The 6,969-nt window shown below is 62.6% G+C and carries 7 protein-coding genes and 1 tRNA gene; 7 read left to right on the top strand and 1 reads right to left on the bottom strand.

What is annotated here, in order from left to right; translation table 11 throughout:
• The first annotated feature begins 274 nt into the window (after positions 1 to 274).
• The 6 genes from ASG32_RS14555 to ASG32_RS14535 all read left to right on the top strand — a co-directional run bounded on the left by ASG32_RS14555 (position 275) and on the right by ASG32_RS14535 (position 5,454).
• The gene (locus tag ASG32_RS14555; protein WP_157861971.1) at positions 275 to 1,471 is read left to right on the top strand and encodes a hypothetical protein; all 1,197 of its coding nucleotides are present in this window, start codon (positions 275 to 277) and stop codon (positions 1,469 to 1,471) included.
• 560 nt (positions 1,472 to 2,031) lie between these two features.
• The gene (locus tag ASG32_RS33885; protein WP_157861970.1) at positions 2,032 to 3,285 is read left to right on the top strand and encodes a hypothetical protein; all 1,254 of its coding nucleotides are present in this window, start codon (positions 2,032 to 2,034) and stop codon (positions 3,283 to 3,285) included.
• A gap of 382 nt (positions 3,286 to 3,667) precedes the next feature.
• Positions 3,668 to 4,429, top strand: a complete 762-nt coding sequence (locus tag ASG32_RS14550; protein ID WP_056527302.1) for a hypothetical protein — start codon at positions 3,668 to 3,670, stop codon at positions 4,427 to 4,429.
• A 29-nt stretch (positions 4,430 to 4,458) separates the two neighbouring features.
• Entirely contained in the window at positions 4,459 to 4,653 is a 195-nt protein-coding gene (locus ASG32_RS14545; protein WP_157861969.1) for a hypothetical protein, read from the top strand.
• A gap of 71 nt (positions 4,654 to 4,724) precedes the next feature.
• Complete coding sequence (locus ASG32_RS14540; protein WP_157861968.1) at positions 4,725 to 5,171, top strand: hypothetical protein; 447 nt, start codon at positions 4,725 to 4,727, stop codon at positions 5,169 to 5,171.
• A 91-nt stretch (positions 5,172 to 5,262) separates the two neighbouring features.
• The gene (locus ASG32_RS14535; protein ID WP_157861967.1) at positions 5,263 to 5,454 is read left to right on the top strand and encodes a hypothetical protein; all 192 of its coding nucleotides are present in this window, start codon (positions 5,263 to 5,265) and stop codon (positions 5,452 to 5,454) included.
• 133 nt (positions 5,455 to 5,587) lie between these two features.
• On the opposite strand, the gene ASG32_RS14530 is transcribed toward ASG32_RS14535, so the two are convergent.
• Positions 5,588 to 5,664 (bottom strand) — tRNA-Arg (locus tag ASG32_RS14530).
• A gap of 177 nt (positions 5,665 to 5,841) precedes the next feature.
• Between ASG32_RS14530 and ASG32_RS14525 the strand changes: the two genes are divergently transcribed.
• Complete coding sequence (locus ASG32_RS14525; protein WP_056527285.1) at positions 5,842 to 6,933, top strand: acyltransferase; 1,092 nt, start codon at positions 5,842 to 5,844, stop codon at positions 6,931 to 6,933.
• The last annotated feature ends 36 nt before the right edge of the window (positions 6,934 to 6,969 follow it).

Here is a 6,969-nt window from a genome sequence, read left to right as displayed (position 1 = left end):
CTCGATCAGCTCTTCGCGGCTCAGCCGTTCAAGGTCGCTGCGGCCCATCGCACGAGAGAATCAGCGAAATCCGTCCCGCGCAAGGGCGTGGGTAATTACGCTGGGACACTGATCTGAAGCTCAGGGCGGCACTCTAATCGTGTCGATTTGGCTCATAGCCCCGAATGTTCCGCGGAACATTTCCAACATAGTGCGCCAATCACAAGCAAAGATATTGTTTTATTGCGCAATTACCTGGATGCTGTATGCTTCGCTTCTGGGATTGGGGAGCAACATGGGCAAACAGAAGGCACCTGCGGTTCCTAACTACGCGCCGATCATCGCTGCTCAGTCGCAAGCGGCGATGAACAGCCAGGATTTGGCCAACAAGCAGTTCGGCTGGGCCCAGAACCAGTACGCCGCCGACCGGGCGAACACCGACAAGGTGGTCAATGCCGCGTTGCAGACGCAGGGTGCTCTGAACACCAACGCGGCTGCCGACCGGGCGCGCTACGATACGAACTATGTACCGGCCGAGGATCAGTTCCTCCGCACCGCGGAGAGCTACACCGACCCGCAGAAGGTCAACGACCGGGCGGCAGCGGCTGCCGGCGACGTGTCGCAGCAGTTCGACGTTGGCCGTGCCAACGCGCAGCGACAGCTTGAAGCCTTCGGTGTGGACCCGACCCAGACGCGGGCGGCAGCGCTCGACCTAGGCACCCGTACTCAGGAGGCGGCGGCCCGCGCCAGCGCCATGAACACCTCGCGCCGGCAGGACGTGCTCACCGGGCAGCAGATGCTCGGGCAGGCCATCGGGCAGGGGCAGCAAACGGCAGCGCGTGGGCTTCAGGAGCAGGGCTTGGCTCTCCAAGCGGGTTCGTCCGCGGTCAACAGCGACCTTGCCACCACGGCCTCCGGTGCCAACACCATGGGCACGGCGCCGCAGTACACCAGCATCGCCAACTCGGCGCTGGCCGGTGCCGCCAGCACGACGAACCAGTCGTATCAGAACCAGCTCGACCGCTACAAAGCCGACCAGGCATCCAGCTCGGGGCTCGGTGGGCTGCTCGGCAATGGCCTTGGCTTCCTCGCGAAGAGCTACGACAGCGATGGGAAGCTCGCATCGAAGGTTGGCAGCCTCGTCTCTGGCATCTTCGCCGAGGAAGGTGGTGCGGTCCCCGGGCGTGTGCGTGAGGCGATCCGCGTTGATCGAGCAGGGGGGCCGGACGAGATGCACGCCGGCATCCGCGTGACCCGAGAGATGTCGCCCTCGGGCGGCGCCCAGACCGATGACGTGCCGGCCCGCCTCAACGCGGGCGAGTTCGTGCTGCCGGCCGACACGGTGCGCTGGGTCGGTGAGAAGCACCTCCAGGGCCTGATCAAGAAATCCGAGGAGGAGCGGCAGAAGGCCGGGGCTAAGCCGCGCGTGCAGGCACTTCCGGTTGAACGGCCCGTAGTCAACACGACCGGCGCCTTGAGCGTCCTGCGGTAGAGCAGCAGGCCAAGGGCGACATCATCGCAGAGCGCGCCAAGGTCAAGGACAAGCGCGACGAGCTGCGCAACAAGTACCTCAACGCAGGATCTGCCGGGTCGCGGGCCAAGATCAAGGTGCAGATCCTGCAATGGAATAGATCCGCCGACAAACGCATGCGGCTTAGCGTTCAGGGATTGGACCGGATGCGTGAGAGCCACGCGAGACAAGATCTGCGATGATCCTCGTCATTCGCGAATGAAAATTTAAGATTGTGAAAATTAATGACACGATGTTAGCTTGCGCGCAGAGAAATATTTGAGCGCAAGTTTAGGTCGAGCGCGTCTTGCGGTTCCGGGATCACATTAAACTTTACGAAAAATTTTCGGAATAAAAACTTTGTAGTTACGTGCAGGGGAGCACATGTTGATAATTCCGCTTGCCTGAATACAATCAAAAAGCGAATCATTTTTGTACTGCCCGATTGCGGGCAGTTGATCCGCCTCGACCATTAATGATCAGCCAAGCACGACTCATGTGAGTATGGTGCACAGCTAACAATAATGCCTTGGGAGGTTGAAATGAAGAGAGCACACTTCATTGCGCTTTTGCTGACCGGCGGTATTCTTGGAATTTCAAGCCAGTCTCCAGCTGAAACAACAATGAAGATAAGAGTTGGGGTCCACAAGCAACTGCAAAGTGCAATATCGCAGTCCGACGTGCAGAAAGTACTCGAAAGAGCCGAGTATATTATTAGGGATAAAAATGGGACAAGGCCCGATGTCGCGTGCCCTATCAAGTTCGTGCTAAATGGCGCAGTGAGTTATGACCCAAAGATACCATACGACTTTGCGGATTGGTCTGGCCACAAAGAGGCGCGTTCATTGGGATACCAATTAATATTCCTTCCAGCAATGTCAAACTGCGGAGGGTCGGGGGGCGCTATCGGATGCACGTGGATGGGCGGTGGCGTTGCTACTGTGTTGGCTTCAGCTGCCGACAACAACCTAGTTGTTGCTCATGAACTTGGGCACGCCAGAGGTCTGGACGATGTAGAGCCTCCATTTCGCATTATGCAATGGGTGGCCAATCCTGGTAATGATACTCTGACGCAAAAAGAATGTGATGTGTATGACGGGCCGCTGGCTGCGATGGATCCCAACGCACCAGAGCCCCCGCTCCCAAAACATAATAATAATAAGACGAGCGACCTGTCTATACCCGAGCTATTGGAGGGGCAGGGGTTTATCCATGGCGTTATGGATGCTTATCCGTCGATCGAAAAGCGCTGCGCCGAAGATCTGAGCGAAGCTCGGAAAGCAACTTCTTCCGACGATTTCAATCGGCGCGGTTATGCATATTACATCCTCGGGCGGTGTGGATCAGAAGAGGATATAAAACTATGGGACGCCACATTATCTACTGAAATTGGATCAAATTTCAAAATTCTAAAGGCACAGTCGGATGCAATTTTTAACTCTGGTGTTGTTGCAGGTCGCACCGGAAGTCAGAAAGCGAGCGAGATATATGATAAATACTTGACGCCTAGCCCTTCACTTCCAGATGATGGGACAGATACGGATGACGGTTCTTCAGGTCTCCCGAAACGTCTAATTAGCTCTACGCATCGCATCGCCGCCGTTAGAGCAAGCGCCGTCAGTAACAACCTGCTTGTGGAAAGGGCTGGCAAGCCGGCGATCCTTTCAAAGCCGGAGCTATATGGCTTGCGGACTGAAGATGTGCCGTTTCTTAAACAGGCGAATGAAGCGGCAAAGTCCGGAAATATTGCTGCCGCGGTTGCGGCTGCTCTGAATATTCGCGGCAAAGGGTTGTAAGCCCCAAAGCAAAAAATGTGCAGCTGCCAGGATGTGAGCGCCTGGAGGCTGCACTATTGTTTATTGTATTTCGTGCGAGGTTTGGCCCCAAATATAAATTTCGGGTCCCTACTAGAAAACACCATACCCCGCCCCACCCGTTGGGCCCCTATCCACCTCCTGCCGGACCCTCTGCAGACGCACCCTTTAATTCGCTGCCCACGCCATCCAGTGTTCAGGGTGGCCCATCGGCCTCCCGATACTTCGAGGCCTTCGCCATGTGGTTCCGTTTCCTTCTCGCCGGTCACGGCGTCTACGACGTGTCGCTGCCCTCACATGCCGATGCCGCCCGTACCGCCGAACAGCTCGGCGCCCGCGGCTTCTACGCCCTGTGAGGCCAGCCATGCACACCGCCGCCACCACACTCCCCGGCACGCCCCGCGTGCTCCAAGCCTCTGACGGCCGCGCCCCGATCCGGCGCCGCGAGGATAAGCGCATCTCACGCACTGAGCGGGAGCGGATTGCCAGAGGGGAGGGCGACGCCATCGCCCTATCGCCCGACCCGGCCGATTGGGTGAAGCTGTCCGACCGTGTGCGCTTCCGGAAGCTCGTTCATGTCGTGATCGCCGTTCGCGGCAACGATGCCCCAGCGTGGGCCAAGGAAGCCGCGGAGGCGTTCAAGCTACCGCGAACCGGCTACGGCGAGGCGGCCAACGCCAATCGCGAGCGGCTGTTGAGCGCGCGCCGGGCGCTCAACGACGAGACGCAGGCACGTGTCGCGCAAGGCGTGGCCCGCCGCGAATTGTACAAGGAGCTTCGCGAGCGACTGGCGCGCGAGCGGCGCGAAACCAATGTGCAGGCCCTGACCCAGCTCATAATCGACAATCCGATGCCAGCTTTGGCACGGCGCGGCATGTCGGAAGCTGTGCGGACCTATGCGGCCGATCTTGTCGCGAAGGCGCGGGCCGGTGGCATTAGGGCGCATGACATCGGGGACGATCCGCATCTTGCGCACCTACGGACGGCCGGCGAGGTGGCCCGGCCGGGCTCCAGCACCGACCAAATCCACCAATTCATCACCGATGATTTCTTCCTCCGGCATGGCGATGGGGACCTGATCCGCACGAACCGGCAGGTGAACCAGGACGCTCTGAAGTGGGGTTAGCCAGTTTCACGCTTTAGGCAGTGAGGCTCATGAGCACCCGACGCGCCACCGCAACGCAAGCCGAGATCGCCAGGGCCATCCGCGCCCTGGAAGCCGCCGGGCATAAGCACCCTCGGATCATCTACACAGCCGAGGGCGTGATCATCGAGCCCGGCCCGCCCCCGCGCCACCAACCTGATACGCCGGTCGAAGATGAAGAGCCCGAGCGCATCATCATCATGTGACCGCGACGCCCCGAACCAAACCGCTTCGCCTCAGAAGCATGCATCTTCACTTTCGCCTAGGAGATCCCGCCGTGACCGTGCACGCTGCCATCGAAAATTATAGTGCTCCCCCCTGCATGCTTCAGGGCAGCGACAGCCTGAACTATCTGGATGCCGTAATTGGTGCCCAGTCTGCCCTCGACCTTAAGGGCATCGACGCCAGGAAGCTGGGACGCTTGATCAGGGGCAACGCCATCGCCGGTCGTATAGTCATCGAGCACGGCGGCACGGACACGTCAGGTGCTCCCTGGCACCGAACCTCTGTCATACCGGCCACGCTAGCCGCGGTGCGGGACCATCAGAACTACAACGCGTGGGTCAAGCTTGTGCTGAACCCGCAGCGGGCCGACTTTGAGTGTGCCGCGGATCGCCAGCGTATCGAGCTGTCGATGAATGGTGCCGGGCTTGCGCCGCGCGGATTGTGGGAGCGTGTGTTCCCGCTCAATCCGTGGGCCTTCTATTCCTCCCCCGGCGCCTGAGGGGTGTGCCAAGCTCCTGGGCGAAGGGGCTTGGCACACCTTCGTGTTCGGGGCGATGCTGCCCGAACCCATGCCAGATCAGGTGAAGCTAATGAGCACCCGCCCCGCCACAGCGACGCAAGCCGAAATCGCCCGCGCCATCCGCGCACTGGTCGATGCCGGGTTCACGCATCCGCGGATCGTCTACACGCGTGAGGGCGTGATCATTGAGCCGGGCCCGGCGCCGCGCCATCGTGTTGACACGCCGGTCGAGGAGCCTGAGGAAGAGATCTTCCTGATCTGACCGTCCCGATGCCCTGGGCGGGCGGAGACGCGATCACCCAACAGAGGGGCAGCACCTTCTTCCTGAAAGTCCCCCGGAAGTTCCCCGGCTCCGGGGGAGGGACCATCGAACGGTGCTAAGTCATTGAGAAGATTGGCGCACCCGACACGATTCGAACGTGTGACCTTTGCCTTCGGAGGGCAACGCTCTATCCAGCTGAGCTACGGGTGCTGGCCGTGGCCATTCCCTAGCCCAACCACGCCGGGAGCGCAACGGCGCCCGCACCGTCGCGTGCGGACGCGGGCGACGCGGCCAGATCTCCGGCGCGTGTTGCCCCGGCGTCCTTGCCTTCGCGCGCCGTTTCCCGGCCCCTGGGCGGCGGGCAGAGGCGTCGCGGAGCGGGTAGGGGTGGCGGAGACGACGGGCGGCCGGGATCCGCGGGCGAACAATTTCGGGTCCCTGCGCCTCCTGTTCGCGGGCCTGGTGATCCTCGCGCACGCCCCCGAGCTCGTGGACGGGAACCGGTCCCGGGAGTTGCTGACGCAGGTCTTCGGAACCCTGTCCCTGGGGGAGATCGCCGTCGACGGCTTCTTCCTCGTGAGCGGCTACCTGATCACCGCGAGCTACCGCGCCAAGCGCTCCTTCAGCGACTATCTCGCGCGGCGGGCGCTGCGGATCTATCCGGCCTTCGTGGTCGCGTCCCTGCTCTGCATCGCCGTCGTCGCGCCCCTCGGCGGCGGTAACCTCGCGGCCGCCTCGCCGCTCGAGACGCTGCTGCGGCTGTCGCTGCTGCTGATGCCGGTGGTCCCGGGCGCCTTCGCCGAGTTGCCCTACCCGCTGCTCAACGGCTCGATGTGGACCATTCCGTGCGAGTTCGGCTGCTACCTGCTGCTCGGCCTCGTGGGCACCGCCCGCGCCCTGCGCCGCCGCGGGCGCTATCTCGGCCTGCTCGGGGGGCTCGGCAGCCTCCTCGCCCTGCGCTGGCTCTTCCTGCCCGTCGGGCATCCGGGCGACACCCTCGGATCCCTGTCGGAGATGATCCGCCTCACCTTCGTGTTCTGCTGCGGCGGCGCCTTCCGGCTGTTCGCCGACCGGATCGCCTACACGCGGCGCGGCGCGACCCGCGCCGCCCTGCTGCTCCTGCCGCTGATGTTCAGCCGACCGCTGGCCGAGCCGGCCTTCGCGATCCTCGGCGGCTACCTGATCTTCTGGTTCGCCTTCGCGGTGCGCCCCACCGCCCTCAGCCGCGCCACCGCCCAGGTCGACCCGTCCTACGGGCTCTACCTCTACGCGTGGCCGGTGCAGAATCTGCTGGTCGCGCGGATCCCCGGCATCTCGCCCTGGACGGTCGCCGCCCTCGCCCTCGCGGCCGCCATCCCGCTCGGCCTGCTGAGCTGGTACCTGATCGAGCGGCCGATGCTCCGGTTCCGGCCGGGACCGGGCGGCGCGCGGCCGGAGCCCGGCGCGATCACGGCGGCCGCGCCCGCCCTCGGGGCCTAGCGCCGGAACACCCGCGGCCGCCGGTAACCGGCGCCA

The organism is Methylobacterium sp. Leaf361 (genome assembly GCF_001424445.1).
Taxonomy (GTDB): Bacteria; Pseudomonadota; Alphaproteobacteria; order Rhizobiales; family Beijerinckiaceae; genus Methylobacterium.
The sequence above is the reverse complement of the archived record's forward strand: the minus strand, read 5'-3'. Positions and strand labels throughout refer to the sequence as shown.